Source organism: Nonomuraea wenchangensis, assembly GCF_900111685.1.
GTDB lineage: Bacteria > Actinomycetota > Actinomycetes > Streptosporangiales > Streptosporangiaceae > Nonomuraea > Nonomuraea wenchangensis.
The window spans coordinates 264,803-282,868 of sequence record NZ_FOHX01000011.1 but is presented as its reverse complement, the minus strand read 5'-3'; the positions used below and the strand labels follow the sequence as shown (position 1 = coordinate 282,868).

15 protein-coding genes are annotated in these 18,066 nt (G+C 70.6%); 3 read left to right on the top strand and 12 right to left on the bottom strand.

What is annotated here, in order from left to right; all coding sequences use genetic code 11:
• Positions 1-708 precede the first annotated feature (708 nt).
• Positions 709-1,689: a ParB/RepB/Spo0J family partition protein gene (locus BMW85_RS30695; RefSeq protein ID WP_091088331.1), complete on the top strand. Its 981-nt coding sequence runs from the start codon at positions 709-711 to the stop codon at positions 1,687-1,689.
• 156 nt (positions 1,690-1,845) lie between these two features.
• Here the strand turns inward: BMW85_RS30695 and BMW85_RS30690 are convergent, their stop codons facing one another.
• The 3 genes from BMW85_RS30690 to BMW85_RS30680 all read right to left on the bottom strand — a co-directional run bounded on the left by BMW85_RS30690 (position 1,846) and on the right by BMW85_RS30680 (position 5,348).
• Entirely contained in the window at positions 1,846-2,898 is a 1,053-nt protein-coding gene (locus BMW85_RS30690) for a threonine aldolase family protein (RefSeq protein WP_218155979.1), read from the bottom strand.
• Positions 2,899-2,920: 22 nt separating this feature from the next.
• The gene (locus tag BMW85_RS30685; protein WP_091088330.1) at positions 2,921-3,877 is read right to left on the bottom strand and encodes a D-alanine--D-alanine ligase family protein; all 957 of its coding nucleotides are present in this window, start codon (positions 3,875-3,877) and stop codon (positions 2,921-2,923) included.
• 121 nt (positions 3,878-3,998) lie between these two features.
• Positions 3,999-5,348 (bottom strand): aminotransferase-like domain-containing protein, encoded by a 1,350-nt coding sequence (locus BMW85_RS30680; RefSeq protein WP_425434383.1) that lies wholly within the window; start codon positions 5,346-5,348, stop codon positions 3,999-4,001.
• A gap of 155 nt (positions 5,349-5,503) precedes the next feature.
• Here BMW85_RS30680 and BMW85_RS30675 point away from each other — a divergent pair, with 155 nt between their 5' ends.
• Positions 5,504-6,121 (top strand): GNAT family N-acetyltransferase, encoded by a 618-nt coding sequence (locus BMW85_RS30675; protein WP_091088326.1) that lies wholly within the window; start codon positions 5,504-5,506, stop codon positions 6,119-6,121.
• 183 nt (positions 6,122-6,304) lie between these two features.
• Here BMW85_RS30675 and trxA read toward each other — a convergent pair whose 3' ends face one another.
• The 8 genes from trxA to BMW85_RS30635 all read right to left on the bottom strand — a co-directional run bounded on the left by trxA (position 6,305) and on the right by BMW85_RS30635 (position 15,172).
• Positions 6,305-6,619, bottom strand: a complete 315-nt coding sequence (gene trxA / locus BMW85_RS30670) for a thioredoxin (RefSeq protein ID WP_091088323.1) — start codon at positions 6,617-6,619, stop codon at positions 6,305-6,307.
• Between the two features lie 10 nt (positions 6,620-6,629).
• Positions 6,630-7,562, bottom strand: coding sequence for a thioredoxin-disulfide reductase (trxB, locus tag BMW85_RS30665; RefSeq protein WP_091088321.1), 933 nt, complete (start codon positions 7,560-7,562; stop codon positions 6,630-6,632).
• A 208-nt stretch (positions 7,563-7,770) separates the two neighbouring features.
• Entirely contained in the window at positions 7,771-8,685 is a 915-nt protein-coding gene (locus BMW85_RS30660; protein WP_143082442.1) for an anti-sigma factor family protein, read from the bottom strand.
• Positions 8,675-9,310 (bottom strand): RNA polymerase sigma factor SigM, encoded by a 636-nt coding sequence (gene sigM, locus BMW85_RS30655; protein WP_091088316.1) that lies wholly within the window; start codon positions 9,308-9,310, stop codon positions 8,675-8,677. Before sigM ends, BMW85_RS30660 begins: the two co-directional genes overlap by 11 nt.
• A 15-nt stretch (positions 9,311-9,325) precedes the next feature.
• A complete protein-coding gene (locus tag BMW85_RS30650; RefSeq protein WP_091088315.1) occupies positions 9,326-10,840 on the bottom strand; it encodes a protein kinase family protein in 1,515 nt (504 codons plus the stop codon).
• 146 nt (positions 10,841-10,986) lie between these two features.
• Entirely contained in the window at positions 10,987-12,594 is a 1,608-nt protein-coding gene (gene murJ / locus BMW85_RS30645) for a murein biosynthesis integral membrane protein MurJ (RefSeq protein WP_245775162.1), read from the bottom strand.
• Positions 12,591-14,708 carry a DUF6049 family protein gene (locus tag BMW85_RS30640; RefSeq protein WP_091088312.1) on the bottom strand — a complete coding sequence of 706 codons (2,118 nt, stop codon included), beginning with the start codon at positions 14,706-14,708 and terminating at the stop codon, positions 12,591-12,593. Before BMW85_RS30640 ends, murJ begins: the two co-directional genes overlap by 4 nt.
• 50 nt (positions 14,709-14,758) lie before the next feature.
• Positions 14,759-15,172, bottom strand: coding sequence for a hypothetical protein (locus tag BMW85_RS30635; protein ID WP_091088309.1), 414 nt, complete (start codon positions 15,170-15,172; stop codon positions 14,759-14,761).
• A 151-nt stretch (positions 15,173-15,323) separates the two neighbouring features.
• On the opposite strand from BMW85_RS30635, the gene BMW85_RS30630 reads away from it, so the two are divergent.
• Positions 15,324-16,721: a CCA tRNA nucleotidyltransferase gene (locus tag BMW85_RS30630; protein WP_218155986.1), complete on the top strand. Its 1,398-nt coding sequence runs from the start codon at positions 15,324-15,326 to the stop codon at positions 16,719-16,721.
• Here BMW85_RS30630 and BMW85_RS30625 read toward each other — a convergent pair.
• Positions 16,704-18,020 (bottom strand): MFS transporter, encoded by a 1,317-nt coding sequence (locus BMW85_RS30625; protein ID WP_091088304.1) that lies wholly within the window; start codon positions 18,018-18,020, stop codon positions 16,704-16,706. The two genes, BMW85_RS30630 and BMW85_RS30625, sit on opposite strands and share 18 nt — an antisense overlap.
• Positions 18,021-18,066 lie beyond the last annotated feature (46 nt).

Genomic DNA, 18,066 nt, shown 5'->3' with positions numbered 1-18,066 from the left:
CGTGAGCGGGGCGGACCGTGGTCGGCGCCCTGCGACTGGGTGCGGCCTGTGGGCGGTGACGGGTGATTCGGCCGCGCTGGCGGCTGGGCTCAACGCCGCTGGGTTCGACGCCGCTGGGCTCAACGCCGCTGGGTTCGACGCCGCTGGGTTCGACGCCGCTGGGTTCGACGCGGCGGGACTCGACACGGCGGGACTCGACACGGCGGGACTCGGCACCGCAGGGCGCGACACCGCCGGGCGCGACACGGCTCGGCATAGCTGTTTCGGAGCCTCTGCTCGGCGGTAGCTGTAGCTCGGTCGGCGATTGACGTCGGCTCAGCAGGCGGCGTGTGGCTGGAGGAGTCCAGCGGCGCGCGGGTGCCGGTCTCGGATCGCTGCTTCTGGCCCCGGCATGCCTAGTGACGCGCTTGAGGACTATGAGGGGCACCCACGGAAGCTGGCGATGCCCGCCGATGGCGGCGGCTGCCTACGCACCGGGCATGGTGCTCCATCAGTGGGTGTGGTGGTGGCGGCTGCGAGTCACGGAGTCGATGAGTGCGCCGGTGTGATCCTGGGGGAGTGGCGCGACGGCGGGCAGGGTTGGGTGAGTTTGTGGGTGTGTTGGGGCAAATCCGCCGGACGGTGTGTGGCGAGGAGGCACTCGGCGACGCTCGCAACGGTAACCTCTCCTGAGGTGACCGGAATCGGTTGGGTGGATGAGGAGACGCAGTGAGTCAGCAGCGGCGGGGATTGGGCAAGGGGCTCGGGGCGCTCATCCCGACCGGTCCCATTGTTGACGGCCCCGGGATGGCGACGGCGACCGCCCCGGCCAATGGCAACGGCGCGCCCTCGGTGAGCGAGGCCGGCCCGAAGCCGATCGCTGGAGCGTACTTCAAGGAGGTCGCGCTCAAGGCGATCGTCCCCAACCCGCGTCAGCCGCGTAAGGTTTTCGACCCGGAGCGGCTGGATGAGCTGGTCGCGTCCATCCGTGAAGTGGGGCTGCTGCAGCCGATCGTGGTCCGGCCGGTCGGTGGCGGCCAGTACGAGCTCATCATGGGGGAGCGGCGCTGGCGGGCGTGTCAGAAGGTGGGCCTCGATCCGGTGCCCGCGATCGTCCGCAACACCCAGGACACCGACCTTCTCCGTGATGCCCTCATCGAGAACCTGCAACGAGAGCAGCTGAACGCGCTCGAAGAGGCGGCGGCGTACCAGCAACTGCTTGACGACTTCCAGGCGACGCACGAACAGCTGGCCGCGAAGGTGGGCCGTTCGCGCTCGCACATCACCAACACCCTTCGGCTCCTGAACCTGCCGCCGGAAGTTCAGCCCAAGGTCGCCGCCGGGCTCATCAGCGCTGGACATGCCCGCGCGCTGCTCGGGCTCAGCTCGGCCGAGGAGCAGATCGCGTTGGCCAAGCGGATCGTCGCGGAGCTCCTGTCGGTGCGGGCGGTGGAGGAGATCGTCGCCATGGGGAGCGCCAAGGCGGCGAAGGGGCCGACGCGGGAGCGTCCGGTCGCCAAGCCCACCGCTCCCGGTCTCACCCACCTCGCCGACCGGCTCTCCGATCACTTCGAGACGAAGGTGAAGGTGGACCTCGGCCGGAGGAAGGGGCGGATCGTGGTCGAGTTCGCGACGATCGACGATCTGGAGCGGATCATCGGGACAATGGCTCCGGAGGCGGTCCGGGCGATGCGCGAGGCCGAGGAGTAAGGACGCCGCCACCACCGCCACCTCTATCTGTTGCTGTTTCACGTGAAACAGTGGCTGTCAGCCCCGGCTTCGGATGTGTCCGGAAGTCGGGGCTGACGGCTTTTCGGGGTTTCACGTGAAACAGAGGTGGCGGGTTTCACGTGAAACAAAGGGGGGTCAGAGGGCGGCTGCGGCCTTGTGGAGGTCGGTGAGGAAGTCGTCGACGTGTTCCGGGGTGGTGTCGAAGGCGGTCATCCAGCGCACGATGCCGGCCGGCTCGTCCCAGTAGTGGAAGAGGTAGCGGCGGCGGAGGGTTTCCGTGACGGCGTGCGGAAGCTGGGCGAAGACGGCGTTGGATTCGACGGGGTAGGCGAGGGACGTCCCAGGGACGTCCGCGAGACCGGCGGCCAGGCGGGCGGCCATCTGGTTGGCGTGGTGGGCGTTGCGGTGCCAGAGGTCGTCCGAGAGCAGAGCGGTGAGCTGGCTGGAGATGAAGCGCATCTTGGAGGCGAGCTGAAGGGACTGCCGCCGGAGGAAGGGCACGGCCTCGGCGAGGGACGGGTCGAGGACGACCACGGCCTCGGCGGCCAGCGCGCCGTTTTTGGTGCCGCCGAAGCTGAAGACATCCACGCCGACGTCGGTGGTGACGGCCTTCAGGTCGCAGCCGAGATGGGCGGCGGCGTTCGCCAGCCGGGCGCCGTCCACGTGGAGGCGTAGGCCGGCGGCGTGCGCCGTCGCGGCGAGGGCGGCGATCTCGTCGGGGGTGTAGCACGTGCCGAGCTCCGTCACCTGCGAGATGGAGACGACCGCCGGCTGCGACTCGTGCGGATTGCCGAGGCCGCCCAGGCGGGACTCGAGGTCGGCCGGGCGGAGCTTGCCGTGCGAGGTGGGGACCGTCATCAGCTTCACGCCGAGCAGGCGTTCGGCGGCGCCGCCCTCGTGGGTCGCGATGTGCGCGCTGTCGGCGCAGACGACGGCGTCGTAGCGGCGGGGGAGGGTGAGGGCCAGGCCCACCATGTTCGCGCCCGCGCCGTTGAGCACCGCGAAGCCCTCCGCCTCCGGGCCGAACACCTCCTTGACCTTCTCCGCGAAGCCGGCGGTCCAGGTGTCGTCGCCGTAGGCGGGGGCGTCTCCCCGGTTCGCCGACGCCATGGCTTCGAGGATGTCCGGGTGGACGCCCGCGTGGTTGTCGCTGGCAAAGCTCTTGGGGTACATCGGATCGATCAGCACACGGTAAGGCTACGACCCGGGGTCAGGCGCGGGCGCGGGCGGCGGCGTTCTGGAGGAGGGCTCGGCAGAGGTCGCCGAGGTCCTGGCCGGCCGCCTCGGCGGCCATAGGGAGCAGCGAGGTCTCCGTCATCCCCGGCGCCACGTTGACCTCCAGGAAGTGCGGGACGTCGTCCGCGTCCACGATGAGGTCCGTACGGGAGATGTCCCGCAGACCGAGCGCCGTGTGGGCGGTGACCGCGGTCTCGGCGCACGCGGCCGCGGCGGCGGGGGACAGGCGGGCCGGGGCGAAGAACTCGGTGTGCCCGGCGGTGTAGCGGGCCGCGTAGTCGTAGACGCCCTTGTCGGGGACGATCTCGACGGCGGGAAGGGCGATCGGGCCGTCGCCGACGTCCACGACCGAGACGGCGACCTCCACGCCGTCGACGTAGCGCTCGATGAGGGCGGTGTCGCCGTAGGCGAAGCAGCCGACCATCGCGGCGGGCAGCTCCTCGGCGGTGCGGACGATGGAGGCGCCCAGCGCGGAGCCGCCCCGCGCCGGCTTGACGAACAGGGGCAGGCCGAGCCGCTCGATGATCCGGCCGAGCACGACCGTGGCGCCGAGGTCGTGGAAGGTCTCCTTGGGCAGCGTGACCGACTCCGGCGTGCGCAGGCCGACGGAGCGGACGACCGCCTTGGCGGTGGGCTTGTCGAAGGCCACCCGGCAGGCGTCGGGGTCGGCGCCCACGTAGGGGACGTCGAGGAGTTCGAGCACGGAGCGGATGGCGCCGTCCTCGCCGGCGCCGCCGTGCAGGGTGACGAACACCGCGTCCGGAGGATCGGCGAGGACCGAGGGCACGAGGGAGGCGTCGGTGTCGCGGGTCTCGACGTCGACGCCCGCGGTGCGCAGCACCTCGCTGACCCGGCGGCCCGAGCGCAGGGACACCTCCCGCTCGTAGGACAGGCCTCCGGCCAGCACCAGCACGTGGCCCAACTCGCTCATCACTTCTCCTCTGCTGACAGAACGCTGTCCGAGCGTACCGGCGTGGAGGGCGAACGGTGTACGTGAGGTGGTCGGGCGGAGTGGTGTCCGGCCCGGCGCGGGCGGCCGGGCCGGACGAGGGTCAGGCGAGGTCGGGGCCGGGCGTGTCGACGCCGCTGTGCTCGCGTACGGAGCCGGTGCCGAACGTGTCGCGCAGCTGCATCTCCTGCTCGATCACGCCGGCGAGCCGGCGCACGCCTTCGCGGATCCGGTCGGGCTCGGGATAGCAGTAGGACAGGCGCATGTGCCGAGCCCCGCTGCCGTCGGAGAAGAAGCCGGTGCCGGGGACGAAGGCCACGCGCTCGGCCACGGCCCGCGGCAGGATGGCCTTCGAGTCGAGCCCTTCGGGAAGGGTGGCCCAGACGAAGAAGCCGCCGGCCGGCCGGGTCCAGGTGACCTCGGGCGGCATCAGCGACTCAAGTGCGTCGAGGAGCGCGTCGCGCCGTTCGCGGTAGAGCTCGCGGAACGTCTTGATCTGCTCCCGCCACGGCTGCGTGGCGAGGTATTGGCCGACCGCGAGCTGTGTGAACGACGAGTGCGACAGCACCGCGGACTCCATGGCGAGCACGAGCTTGTCGCGGATCGCGTGCGGGGCGAGCGCCCAGCCGACCCGGAAGCCCGGGGCCAGCGTCTTGGAGAACGAGCCCAGATAGACGACCCCGTCGGCGTTGTCGGCCCGCAGCGCGGGCATGGGCTCGCCGTCGAAGCCGAGCAGCCCGTACGGGTTGTCCTCGATGATCAGCACCCCGGCGCGCTGGCAGATGTCGAGCACCTGCTGGCGGCGGGCGATGTTGAGGGTGACGCCGGCCGGGTTCTGGAAGTTGGGGATCGTGTAGAGGAACTTGATGGGCGCGCCGGCGGTCTCCAGCGCGTAGATGGTCTGGGCCAGGGACTCGGGCACGATGCCCTGATCGTCCATGGCGATGTGGACCACCTTGGCCTGGTAGGCGGAGAACGTGCCCAGCGCCCCTACGTACGAGGGGCCCTCGGCGAGCACCACGTCGCCCGGGTCGATGAAGATGCGGGTGATCAGGTCGAGCGCCTGCTGCGAACCCACGGTGACGACCACGTCGTCCGCCGCGGCCTGGATCCCCTCAAGGCGCATGACGTCGCAGATCTGCTCGCGCAGATGCGGATCGCCCTGGCCGGAGCCGTACTGGAGCGCGACCGGGCCGCGCCGGGTGACGAGCTCGGAGACGAGCTCGCCGACCATGTCGAGAGGAAGGGCGGTGACGTACGGCATGCCGCCCGCGAGCGAGACCACCTCGGGCCTCGACGCGACGGCGAAAAGAGCTCGGATCTCGGAGGCGACCATCCCGGTAGCTCGCGCGGCGTACCGATCGACGTAGGCGTCGATGCGCGACCCTTGGGTCGGCGCTGGTGTCTGACCGTGATCAAGCTCTTCCGTCACGGCCCACCTCCTAGGTGTCATATCGGGCGGAAATACCAGATTACGCCAGCCGGACATGTCGTACGTGACAGGGCTACGCCGTCGTGGTGTCCGCTGACGTTCTCTTCACTGAGCTACGATGCCACCTGGGGACGCGGTTTTCGCGCGCTTTTCCGGGTCAACGATAGGGGCGGTAGTTGTCGCGCCGGCTGGTCAACATAACCCTGGACAATCTTGAAGATCTGCCGCGGCGGTGCCGGCGGTGCGTGTTCTGGGAGCTCGACCCGATGAGCGGGGAGCGCGCGGTGGACTCCGGGGATCCGGGGCTGGAGAAGGAGGCCTGGCTCTCCGCCACCCTGCTGGAGTGGGGGAGCTGCGGCAAGATCGCGTACGTCGACGGCGTGCCTGCCGGGTTCGTGCTCTACAGCCCGCCGCTCTACACGCCGCGGTCGGTGGCGTTCCCCACCTCGCCGGTGAGCGCCGACGCGGTGCTGCTCATGACGGCGCACATCATTCCGGAGTTCTCCGGTGGCGGGCTGGGGCGGATGCTCATCCAGGGGATGGCCAAGGATCTGACGCGGCGCGGGGTGAAAGCCATCGAGGCATTCGGGGATCTCAAGTGGGAAGAACCTAGTTGCGTGGTTCCTGCCGAGTATCTGCTTTCTGTGGGATTTAAGACTGTTCGTCCGCATTTGCGTTTTCCGCGGTTGCGGCTCGAACTGAAGAGCGCTGTGTCGTGGCGGGAGGACGTCGAGGTGGCGCTGGAGCGGTTGCTCGGGTCCATGAGCCCCGAGCGGGCCCTGCGTCCCGTGTGACGGCCTGCCGCGCGGCGGGGCACCCACGGGAGCTCCCGAGGGGAGCACGGTCCTCCTGCCACCCACTGGGACCCGTCCAGAGGTGCCGGGAAGCAGGAGAGCCTCCCGCGTGGTCGCGGGAGGCTCTGTGCGGGGCGAAGCGCACCACGAGAGACGATCGTCAGGACCGCCGGAGGACGCGGCCTAGATGACGCCGTCGAGCTCGCGCAGCAGCATGGCCTTCGGCTTGGCGCCGATGATCTGCTTGACGACCTCGCCACCCTTGTAGACGTTCATCGTCGGGATCTGGAGCACACCGTACTGGCGCGGGATCTCGGGGTTCTCGTCGATGTTGAGCTTGACGATCTCCAGCTTGTCGCCGTGCTCCTTGGCGATCTCCTCGAGGATGGGCGAGACCTGACGGCACGGGCCGCACCACTCCGCCCAGAAGTCGACGAGCACGGGCTTGTCGCTCTTGAGTACCTCGGCTTCGAACGTGGCGTCGGTGACTGCCTTCACGGTGCGCTCCTTACTTGTCGTTGTCGGCGAGCCAGCGCTCGGAGTCGAGCGAGGCCGCACAGCCGGTGCCGGCCGCGGTGATGGCCTGGCGGTAGGTGTGGTCGACGACGTCACCCGCGGCGAACACGCCGGGGAGGTTGGTCGCCGTGCTGGGGGAGGCGACCTTGATGTAACCGTTCTCGTCCAGGTCGATCTGGCCCTTGACCAGGTCGGTGCGCGGGTCGTGGCCGATCGCGAGGAACAGCGCGTCGGTGGCCAGCTCGCACTCCTCGCCGGTCTTGACGTTGCGCAGCTTGACGGCCTCCACCTTGGTGTCGCCGAGCACGTCGACGACCTCGGAGTCCCAGACGAAGCGGATCTTGTCGTTGCCGAGCGCGCGGTCCTGCATGATCTTGCTGGCCCGCAGCTCGTCCCGACGGTGGACCACGGTGACCATGCGCCCGAACCGGGTGAGGAACGTGGCCTCCTCCATCGCCGTGTCGCCGCCGCCGACGACCACGATGTCCTTGTTGCGGAAGAAGAACCCGTCACAGGTGGCGCACCAGGACACGCCGTGGCCGGACAGGCGCTTCTCGTTCTCCAGGCCGAGCTCGCGGTAGCCGGAGCCCATGGCCAGGATGACGGACTTGGCGTAGTAGGTGTCGGTGTGGGTCTTGACGACCTTGGGCTCGGCCGCGAGGTCCACCTCGACCACGTCGTCCGCGACCAGCTCGGCGCCGAAGCGCTCGGCCTGCTTGCGCAGGTTGTCCATGAGGTCGGGCCCCATGATGCCGTCGGGGAACCCGGGGAAGTTCTCCACGTCGGTGGTGTTCATGAGCGCGCCGCCGGCGGTGACGGAGCCCTCGAAGACCAGGGGCTTGAGCTCGGCGCGCGCGGAGTAGACGGCCGCGGTGTAGCCGGCTGGCCCGGATCCAATGATGATCACGTTACGAACGTCGCTCAACGCTCCACGCCTTCCTCGTCTGCGATTGCACCGGCGTCAACAGATCCTAGGCCGCCCTGATTCCCCTCCCTACCCGCGACCCGGCCGCAGGCCGCACGAATCGCGCGGCGACCTGCGGCGGGACCTCGTTGCGCGTACTTTTCCACAGGGTTGTGCACAGGACAAAAAAGAAGAGCCCGCCGAAGCGGGCTCTTCACAGGTACAGGGACTACCAGCGCCCGAGGGCCGCCTTACGCAGGTTCTTGCAGTTGAACGGGTCGACGATGTCGATGCGGATCCTCTTGGCCGTCCGGTCCTTCCAGGAGACCACGACGAGCGCCTCCTGGCCGTTGTACTGCCCCTGGTCGGCCGCGAAGGTCTCCAGGCCGTTGCGCTCGCCCACCTTGGCGACGCACTTGGCCGCCTTGGCTGCCGCGTTGTCGCCGCCGAGCGGCTGCTGCGCCTGCGCGAAGCCGAAGAACTGCTCCATCGGCTGGCGGAGGGCGTAGTCGCTGTAGTTGTAGCCGCTGTCGGTCAGTTTGTACGCCGGCGCCACCAGCGGGCTCTTCGACACACCGGTGGACGGCAGCGCGACCGGCGCGGAGCCGCCCGACGAGCCGCCGGAGGCGAGCAGGTTGGTCGAGACCACCGCCGTGCCGACCACGGCCGCGGCCGCCGCGGCGGCCACCGCGGGCAGCGCCCACCGGCGCTTCCTGGCCGAGCGGGTCCTGGCGGGGACGATGGTGCCGTCGTCGGAGACCACCCCGAGGCGTACCGGCTCATGGACGTCCGCCGTGGAGCCGTTGACCGAGCCCACGGGCTCTGGCGCCCCGACCGGCCGCTCCCAGGGGGCGTCCCGCATGAGCTCGTCCCAGTCCGGTGGCTCCGCGAGACCGACGCCGCCGCGCCCTGTCTCGGCCTCGGCCGCCAGGGCCTTGTCGATGCGCAGTGCGACGCCCATCGGCATGGCCGGTGTGGGGGTCGCCGCGAGCACCTCGCGAACCGCCGCCAGGTCGGCCAGCAGCTCCCCGCAGGGGTCGCAGACCGCGAGATGTTCGCGGACCTGGCGTGCCTCGACAGCGTTCAGGAGACCCTCGGCCAACTCGGCGAGAGTTTCCAGATCGTAGTGCGTATCACCCGTCACGAAGTTCTGCTCCCTTCGCGGATGAGACGCGATTGAGGTCTGATCGGTTCCGCAGATGCGAAAGAATTGGGGCAAGTTTCGCGCGCCCGCGGGCGCACCGGCTCTTCACGGTGCCGCTCGGCACCTCCAGCACCTGAGCTGCGTCTTCGACCGAATAGCCCATCATGTCGACGAGCACCAGGGCCGCGCGCTGGTCGGCGGGCAGCAGTTTCAGAGCGGCCGAAACCTCCATGGAGACCTCGCGCTCCAGGGTCTGGTCCGGCAGGGGCGTCTCGCGCTCGGCAGCCTCGATGAGCTCGTCGTCGGCCACCGGCCGGACGGACTTGCGCCGCATGCGGTCGAGACAGGCGTTGACCACGATGCGGTGCAGCCAGGTGGTGACGGCGGCCTCGCCGCGGAACGTGGCGGCCTTGCGATAGGCGGAGACGAAGGCGTCCTGCACGGCGTCGGCGGCCTCGTCCGGGTCACCGAGCGTGCGCAGGGCGACCGCCCACATGCGGTCGCGGTGCCGTTTGACGATCTCGCTGAAGGCGTGAGGATCCCCGTTGATGTGCGCGGTCAGCAGGTCGGCGTCCGTGACCGCAGGCCGATCCGCTGCTGAAGGTGTCTCGGGTGGGGAGTTCACAAGAGAGTTTCCTGATTATGCCGATCCGGGAGAGTGCACCACTACTTCATAGATGGTGCCATGAAACTTGCCCGCATCTGCCGGAACACGCGTAAACCAGATCAAAACGTACTGTCCGGTTGCGGCTTGATCGGGCTTCAACGTGGTCTTGCCCGAGGCGTCCTTCGCCGTCGCGACCGTCTTCAACGAGCCGAGCTCGGGCGCGTCGCCCACCTTCAGCTCCACGTTCGCGCCCGGGCTGCTGCCCAGCGTCGCCACCACGTCACTGACCTGCACGGACTTGCCCATGTCGAGCAGCAGGCCGACGCCCTTCTTGAGGTTGCCGAGCTCTGGGCTGGTGTAGCCCTCGGTCTCCCAATAGGTGCTCGGCTTGCCGTCGATCGCCAGCCCGGCCTTGTCCGACTTCTCGTCGCCGTCGTTGCCGAGCGGGTCGAAGCCCCGGGCCTTGGCCGGCTTGACCGTCTGCGCTGGCGTGGAGGAGGACGGGCTGGTGGCGCTCGGCGTGGTCGGCTGGGCCTCGGGCTCGGTGCCGCTGCCGAGGCTGCGGCCGACCGTCCACGCCCCCACGCCGACCGCGGCGATGACCAGCAGCACCACGATCGTCATGAGCACCCGGTTGAGCGCGCTGCCGCCGCCCTGCTGCCGCCGCTGCACGGGCGGCAGCGGCGCGACCGTGGTCTGGTTGCGGTGGGTGACGTCGAGGCCCTCGGTGTGCGAGGCGGAGGCCACCGCGGGCGTGCTCGGGTAGGAGATCGGGATCGGCATCGGACGGGCCACGCCGGCCAGCGCCTCGGTGATGTCCGCCGGGCTGGACAGCGCGCCCTGGCCCTTGCGCGACTCGGGCAGGCAGGCCCGCACCGTGACAGTGTCGAGATAGCCGGGCACGCCCGCGGTGACCTGGCGCGGCGTGCAGAAGTGGCCGTCGGTCATGGGGGCGGCGGGCAGGCCGCCCTCCTCCTCGTCGCCCGGCCAGTGGCCGGTCAGGCCCGCGTACAGCAGCCGGCCGAGGCCCTCGGCGTCGTCGAGCGCCGGCTGGTCGGTGGTCAGGCCGTACATCGCGGCGTCGACGGCCACGCCCAGCACCTTGACGGTGTTGCCGGTCGTCCACACCAGGTGGGCCGGGCGCAGGCACAGGTGGTAGAGGCGGGCCTCGTGGGCGTGCGCCAGGGCCTCGGCTGCCTCGGCCACCAGGCCGGCCGCCCGCTCGGGCTCCAGCGGGCCGTTGGCCAGCAGGTCGGTCAGCGTCTCCCCGGTGACCCACTCGCTGACGACGTAGGCGTGCTTGTCGTCCTCGGCGGCGTCGAAGACCTGCGTCAGACGCGGGTCGGTGAGCCGGCTCGCCGCGCGGGCGGCTGTCACGACCTCGTGCACGCGCGGGAAGTCGGGTGCGAACGTGTGCACGGCCACCGGCCGCGCGAGGATCTCGTCGATGGCCTTCCACAGCGTCGCGCCGTCGGACTCGCTGACGCGGTCCTCAAGCCGGAAGCGCTCGGCGAGGCGGGTGCCGGGGGCGACGGCCGACGTGCTCACAGGCTCACTCCGCTAGGCCGATCGGACATGGTTGGACTCGCCCGCGTGGTGGTGTCCCACGAAGGCACGCTATGCCGGGTGGATCCGCCCACGCCCCTCCTGCTTCCATTCGCGCGTGTCGGACTCCATCGTAGTGCCGAGTTTCTTTACCGACCTACCCGTCGCGCGACCATCCCAACGATCGAGTTGACCTCCGGTATGCGCATTCTGTGAGCCACACCGAGGTAGAGCACCAGGCCGAGCCCGCCGCCGACCGCCAGGACGATGAGCGAACTGACGAAACGCAGCCCGCCGAACGCCTCCGTGACCCCCCAGACCGCGGCCAGGGCCAGCACGGCGGTGGGCAGCGAGGCGAGGTACATCCGGGTCATCGCCATGCCGACCGTCCACCCGTCGAGGCCGCCCACCCGGCGGGCGGCCAGCATCCAGGCGAGCAGCGCGCCCAGCCCGTACGCGATCGCGTACGCCAGCGCCAGCCCCATGACCGCGTACCTGGCGGGCAGCACCAGGTAGAACACCACCATCAGCCCCGCGTTGACCGCGGTCGTCCCGGCCCCGACGTAGACCGGCGTCCGCGTGTCGCCGAAGCTGTAGAAGACCCGCAGCAGGAGCTGGAAGACCGCGAACGGCACCAGCGCCAGCCCGTACACCTGCAGCACGTTGCCGATGTAGACGGCGTCGGCCACGCTGTTGGCGCCGTGGCCGTAGATCGGCACGGTGATCGCCGGCCCCAGCACCATGAGCAGCAGCGACACCGGCACCATCAGCGCGCAGATGAGCCGCACGCTGGAGCCGAACTCCTCGCGCACGTCGGCGAGCCGGCCCTCGCCGACCGCCCGGCTCATGCGCGGCAGCATCGCCGTGATGACGGAGACGCCGACCACGCCGTACGGGAGCTGGAAGAGCTGGAAGGCCAGCGTGTAGGGGCTGATGCCGTGGCCGGACACCTGGTCGCCCGCCGAGGACGACAGGTTGGTGGTCAGCATGAAGCCGAGCTGGGTGACGACGACGTAGCCGATCGTCCAGACGCCGGCCTTGCCCATCTCGCCGAGGCGGGCGTTGCGCAGGTCGAAGCGGGGCACGAAGGAGAACCCTGCCCGGCGCAGCGCGACGATCAGCACCGCCGCCTGGGCCACGATGCCGGCCGTGGTGCCGAGCCCGAGCAGCGCCAGGTCGGCGGTGGTGACCGCGTCGATGTTGTCGCGGCCCTGGCTGACCAGCGCGTACGTGACGAACACGCAGATCACGACCAGGTTGTTGAGCACCGGCGCCCACATCGGGGCGCCGAACCGGTCACGGGTGTTGAGTATCGCGCCCGCCACCGCGCCGATGCCGAAGAAGGCGAGCTGCGGCAGGATGAACCGGGCCAGCATGACGCCGACCTCGTACTTCCTGCTGCCCGGCGCCCAGTCGGTGTAGAGGTCGATGAGCAGCGGCGCGGCGAGCACGGCCAGCACCGCGACGACGGTCAGCGCGACCGTCGCGACGGTCAGCAGCCGCTGCTCGTAGGCCCGGCCGCCGTCGGGGTCCTGCTGCTGCGCCCGCACGATCATCGGCACCACGACGCTGCTCAGGACGCCCAGCAGCAGCAGGTCGAGGATGCTGTACGGGATCGCGTAAGCCGCGTTGTAGGAGTCGCCCAGGGCCCGCGTGCCGATGGCGTAGGCGAGCACCATGGTGCGTACGAACCCGGTGACCCGGGACACCATCGTCCCGGCCGCCATCAAGGCGCTGGCCCGCAGCATGCGGCTCATTCGGTCTCACTCTCCCGGTTTCCCGCGGACGCCGCGCGCCTGCGCTCCGCCCTGCGCCGCAACACCCGCGTGACCACGGCCGCCAGCATGACGGTGAGCCCCGCCCCCACGATCACCGCGGCGATGCCGGTGTAGCCGGTGGTGCGGATGGTGAGGCGTTGCGGCTTGCCGTAGGCCTTGCCGTCGGCCGTCCTGAGCTGGACGGTCACCGTGGCGTCGCCGCTGGTGCCCGGCGTGGCGTTCATCGGCACCTGGACCGTGCCGCTCTGCCCGGGCCCGATGGACAGCGGCTCGTCGTCCTGCTCGTAGGTGACCTGCAGCAGTTTCTGGTCGTCGGAGCGGACGTCGATGAAGATCCTGATCTCGGCGCCGCTGGCGTTCTTCACGCTGATGGGGACCACGCCGTTGCTGCCGGCCAGCGTGCGCGGCCGGTCGGGCCCCGCGCCGGTGATCTGGACGCGGTCCATGCGCTCGGTCACGGCCTTGCTCACCGCGGTGGTCACCGAGCGGCCCATGCGGGTGCTGTTGCGCCAGGCCGAGGAGGTGGCGCGCAGCACCGCGGCGTCGAACGTGGACTGCGGGCGCGTGGCCGAGATCAGGGTGGTGAGCTGGGCCCGCTCCGCGGTCTCCTTCACCGGCGCCAGGTATTTGCCGCTCAGCTCCTCGCGGCGGTTCTGGTCGGTGTAGGTCAGGCCGGCGCGCGGGACGGACGCCTTGCCCGCCTTGATCGTCTCCAGTGCGGTGAGCTGCAGCCAGGGCAGCTGCTTCGCGGTCTTGAGCAGGCCGGTGACGAGCGTCGGGTTGGGGTCCCAGCGCCGGGACGGCGCGACGACCAGCGACCTCGGCAGGGTCTGACCGGGCTCGGCGGCGATCATCGCGGTCTCGGCGATGAACCGCTGCGTGCTGAGCAGCAGGGACGTGCTGGTCTCCGGCTCGAACAGGCGGCTCAGCCCGGGGTCGGAGACCAGCGCGGTCACCGGCCCCTCGACCGAGTCGAGGGTCGAGGCGGCGTCGGGCGTGACGGTGAGCTGCTGCGCCGCCGGCAGGTTGGCGGCGTCGAGCAGGACCGTGTCCACCTTGTCGTCGCTGACCGAGAGCAGGTCGAGCGCGTCGGGGTCGAGCAGGCCGCCGGCCGGCCAGTTGATCGTCGTCCTGACGTCGCGGCCGAGCAGCTCCTTGGCCTTCTTGCCGCCGAGCGCGATCGCCCGGTTGGGCTGGTCGTCGAGTCCCTGGTGGGCGAGCGCGGTGAGGTCGGGGTCGGCGTACGGGACCGCGACGACGGGGGCGGCGGCGAGTGCGGTGCGCAGATCCTGCAGCCACCGGCCGGCCGCGGGATCGGCGGGCCGGCTCTGCTCGCCGTCCTTGGTCTTGACCTTGTAGCCCTTGGCCATGGTGTTGAGGTCGTCGAGCAGCGAGGGGTCGACGAACCACGTGACGCTGCTGGGCGCGGACTGGGCGATGCGGAGCAGGTCGGCGAGGCGGCCCTTGCCGGCGATGGCCTGGCTCAGCTTGTCGTCGACGAACACGGGGTCGTCGGTGGCCCGGTGGGGCTGGTCGATGACCGGCAGGGCGACGGCGAGCCTGGTGCGCGGCAGCTTCTGCGGGGTCGGCGGCGCGTACGTGAGGAAGGTGCGCTCGGCCTGGAGCGGCACGCGATATTGGGCCACATCCACGGCGATCTTGTAGACGCCGAACTCGCGCAGGCCGAGCTGCACCGGCGTGGCCTGGATCTCCCAGCGGACGGCTCCGCCGGCGGCGAGCGGCTGCAGGTCCATGTAGGAGTTGCGGGTGGAGACGTTGACCGGCAGCGTCGCGGTGGACTGGTCGCTCATGTAGGCGTCCATGGAGGCCCGGTCGGGCAGTTTCTGGGCGTCGTAGCGCAGGCGCACCTGGAGGCCGGCCATGTCGGCGCCGGTGTCGTTGCGTACCGTGCCGCTGATCTTGATGATGTCGGTCGGGGATCGCGGCACCGCGGGCGTGATGGCGGTGATGGCGACGGAGAGGGTCTGTCTGCTGGTCTGAGCGCTCGTGGCAGCCGTGCTCGGCGCCGCCGCCATGGTGGGGGCGAGCAACGCGGCGGACAGCACGGCGAGCAGCGCGGTCTTACGGATCACGCGGCTGCCCGGGCTGGAGTACGACGACGCACGCCCGCAATGGTACGGGTTCAGTGCCGCCGCGCGACCGCCGCACGTGATCCTCCGGGCCTCGCCAGGCGGAGGTCGACCGTCTTGCCTGGCAGGAGAGTCAGCAGGTCGAGCGCACGAATGCGGAGCGCCGTGCGGCGCTCGCCGGTGGCGGTGAAGATCGGCCCCGCGCCGGCGCTCAACCGGTCGTCGAGCAGACCGGCCACGGCTCCGGGACGCGGGCCTGCGGACACCGGGGAGGCGACGGCCACGACGGCCTCGCCGCCGACCCTGGTGGCCACCTCGAACACCGTGACCGTCAGGCATCGCCCGGGGGCCGCGGAGAGCGCCTGGGGAAGCTCTTCCGCGCGAGCCAAGGGGCGCGGAAGGCGTACGATCTCATGATGGACCTGGTGGGCGAGGAGCCAGCGGTGGATCGCGAGGGCGTCCTTCATGTAGACCTCCTGACCTCGTTGCCATGGCCCCCGACGGTCCCTTGACCGACGGTAACCCGGACCTCATGTGGCTCGGGGGATATGTTCCGGATGACGAAGGACCGACCCGGTTGTGGTGGATGCAACTTTGACCGAAGGCCAGCGGCGGGCGATGACCGACCTGTTCCGCAAGATCGCCCCGGTGGCCGACGAGCTCGGCCGCCTGTTCGCCGCGCAAGGGCACGAGCTGGCCCTGGTGGGCGGCCCGGTGCGCGACATCCTGCTCGGCCGGGTCGGCAACGACCTCGACCTCACGACCGACGCGCGCCCCGAGCGGGTGCTGGAGATCGTCCGTGACTGGGCCGACTCGGTGTGGACGATCGGCATCGACTTCGGCACCGTCGGCGTGCGCAAGGGCAGTTGGCTGATCGAGATCACCACCTACCGCAGCGAGTCGTACGACCCGAAGTCGCGCAAGCCCGAGGTCATGTACGGCGAGACGCTGCAGGCCGACCTGGAGCGGCGCGACTTCGCGGTCAACGCGATGGCCGTGCGCCTGCCCGGGCACGAGTTCGTCGACCCCTACGGCGGGCTCGACGACCTGGCCGCGAAGGTGATGCGCACTCCCGGCCCGCCCGAGCGCTCGTTCGGCGACGACCCGCTGCGCATGCTGCGCGCGGCCAGGTTCGCCTCGCAGCTCGGCTTCGCCGTCGATCCCGCCGCGCTGGCGGCGATGACCGCGATGGCCGAGCGGATCGAGATCGTCTCCGCCGAGCGCATCCGCGACGAGCTGGACAAACTGATCTGCGGCGCCAACCCCCGCGAGGGGCTGCGGCTGCTGGTCGAGACCGGCCTCGCCGCCCACGTGCTGCCCGAGCTGCCGAGGCTCCGCCTGGAGATCGACGAGCACCACCGGCACAAGGACGTCTACGAGCACACGCTCACCGTGCTCGACCAGGCCATCGCCCAGGAGGAGGACGGCAAGCCCGACCGCATCCTGCGCTGGGCGGCGCTCATGCACGACGTCGGCAAGCCCAAGACGCGCCGGCACGAGGCGGGCGGCCGGGTGTCGTTCCACCACCACGAGGTGGTCGGCGCCCAGATCACCAAGAAGCGCATGAGCGAGCTGAAGTTTCCCAAGGACGTCGTGGCCGACGTCTCCCGGCTGGTCGAGCTGCACCTGCGCTTCCACGGCTACGGCACCGGCGAGTGGACCGACAGCGCGGTGCGCCGCTACGTCCGCGACGCCGGTCACCTGCTCTCCCGGCTGCACAAGCTGACCAGGGCCGACTGCACCACACGCAACAAGCGCAAGGCGTTGGCGCTCTCGCGCACCTACGACCACCTGGAGGAGCGCATCGACCGGCTGGCCGAGGAGGAGGAGCTGGCCAAGATCCGGCCCGAGCTCGACGGCAACGAGATCCAGCGGGTGCTGGGCGTCGGGCCGGGGCCGGTCGTGGGCAGGGCCTACAAGTTCCTGCTCGACCTCAGGCTCGACAAGGGCATGATCGGCAAGGAGGCCGCGACCGAGGCGCTGCTGGAGTGGTCGAGGTCAGCCGAGCTCGGCTGAGGGCGGCCCAGGTCGGCCGAGTTCCGCACGTGAGCGCGCGGCGATCGCCCGGTAGGCGAGCGCCGCGAGCGGATAGCCCACCGACATGATCGCCACCGCGAGGTACGACTTGCCGTCGGCCGGCAGGATCGCCGCCGACAGGGCCGCGGCGAGCACGTACATCCCGTTGAAGAGCATGTCGTAGATGGAGAACGCGCGCCCCCGGTAGATGTCCGAGACGTCGCGCTGCACGGTGGTGTCGGCGCAGATCTTGACGCTCTGCCCGGCCACCCCCAGCACGAACCCGGCGGCGGCGAGACCCCACTCCTGGAACGGCAGCACCAGCACCGCGGTGAGCACGCCCGCCGCGGTCAGCGCGATCGGCACCCAGCGCTCGATGGTGAACCGCTCGGTCGCGTAGGGGGTGATGAGCACCGCCACGAAGTAGCCGACGCCGGAGGTGGCGACGACCAGGCCGATGCCCTTGAGCGCGGCGTCGGGATCGCCGTCGGTGAAGTAGTAGCGGTAGAGGATGATGCCGAGGGCGGTCGCGATGCCGTAGAAGAAGCGGTGGGCGGCCATCGCGCCCATGGTGCCGGCCGCGATCCGGTGGCCGAGCAGGTGCCGCGCGCCGTCGGTCAGGCCGACCACGACGTTGCGCAGCGCCTCGCGGGCCTGCGGCTGGTCGAGGTCGGGCCAGGGGCCGAGCAGCATGCGCTCCATGCGGCGGGCGATCAGCGAGCTCAGCGCGAACACCACGCCGGAGACGACCAGCAGCACCGCCACGCCGGAGTCGTCGCCGCCGACCAGCGAGCGCAGCAGGAAGCCGACGCCCACGCCGACGAACGTCACCACCGTGCCCGAGGTCGGCACGACGGCGTTGGCCGAGAGCAGCCGCTCGGTCGGCACGACGTGGGGGAGCGAGGCGCCGAGCGCGGCCAGGAAGAACCGGTTGACCGCGAGCACGGCCAGCGCCGCCGCGTAGAAGGCGGGGTCGGGCGCGTCGGCGGCGACCAGCCAGGCGGCCACCAGCAGCAGCGCGCCGCGCGCCACGGGCGCGAGCACCAGGACCTGCCGCCGCGGCCACCGGTCGATGAACACCCCCACGAACGGCCCGAGGAGGCTGTAGGGCAGCAGCAGCACCGCCAGCCCCGCCGCCACCTGCAACGCGGTGGTCTGGCTCTCAGGGCTGAAGAAGGCGAACCCGGTCACGGCGAACTGGAAGATCCCGTCGGAGAACTGGGAGACCAGCCGTGTGCCGAACAGGTGCCTGAAGTCTCTGCCCCGGAGGACCACGCGGAGATCGGCGACGAAGGACACGCGGTCAGCCTAGCCAAGCCCGCGCCGGTCCCGATGCGCGAGAGGC

Bases quoted from the DNA above. Each gene is read 5' to 3' on its own strand.
- BMW85_RS30685 (WP_091088330.1), bottom strand. From the start codon at position 3,877: ATGAGCGAGTTGGGCCACGTGCTGGTGCTGGCCGGAGGCCTGTCCTAC.
- BMW85_RS30680 (WP_425434383.1), bottom strand. From the start codon at position 5,348: ATGACACCTAGGAGGTGGGCCGTGACGGAAGAGCTTGATCACGGTCAG.
- murJ (WP_245775162.1), bottom strand. From the start codon at position 12,594: ATGAGCCGCATGCTGCGGGCCAGCGCCTTGATGGCGGCCGGGACGATG.
- BMW85_RS30635 (WP_091088309.1), bottom strand. From the start codon at position 15,172: ATGAAGGACGCCCTCGCGATCCACCGCTGGCTCCTCGCCCACCAGGTC.
- BMW85_RS30630 (WP_218155986.1), top strand. From the start codon at position 15,324: ATGACCGACCTGTTCCGCAAGATCGCCCCGGTGGCCGACGAGCTCGGC.